At 76.7% G+C, this 467-nt stretch carries 1 pseudogene; it reads left to right on the top strand.

The features are described from left to right. Positions 1-24: 24 nt before the first annotated feature. A pseudogene (locus OOT08_RS13155) lies at positions 25-467 on the top strand (methylated-DNA--[protein]-cysteine S-methyltransferase); the annotation flags it as partial.

Genomic DNA, 467 nt, shown 5'->3' with positions numbered 1-467 from the left:
CGGCCAACCGAAAGGACCCCGATCATGACCCGCACCCAGGCCTCGCCCGCGCGCACCGCGGCGGCGCGCAAACGCGCCGCGGCGAACCCCCTCGACCCGGCCAGCCTCGTGATTGCCTCCGTGCCCATCGCGGGCGACCGCTTTCACGCCGTGTACTCGCCCGCGGACCACGTGATCCGCGCCGGGGGCTTCGGCGACCCGGAGGCGCTGCTCGACCGGCTGCTCGGCCCGGCCCCGGAGCGCGAGCCCGGCAGCGTCAGCAGCGGCGACGCAGGCAGCACCACGCGGGTGCGCGCCCAGGCGGACGAGGACGAGGTGACCCGGGCTCTTCGCGCCTACGCGGCCGGGGACCGGGCCGCCCTCGACGCCCTTCGGGTTGAGCAACCCGGCACCGAGTTCCGCCACGCGGTCTGGCAGGCGTTGCGCGCGGTCCCCGCCGGGGAGACCGTGAGCTACACGGAGCTCGC

This window comes from Leucobacter sp. M11 (assembly GCF_035726885.1).
In the GTDB taxonomy this organism is placed as follows: domain Bacteria; phylum Actinomycetota; class Actinomycetes; order Actinomycetales; family Microbacteriaceae; genus JAPFRB01.
The sequence above is the reverse complement of the archived record's forward strand: the minus strand, read 5'-3'. Positions and strand labels throughout refer to the sequence as shown.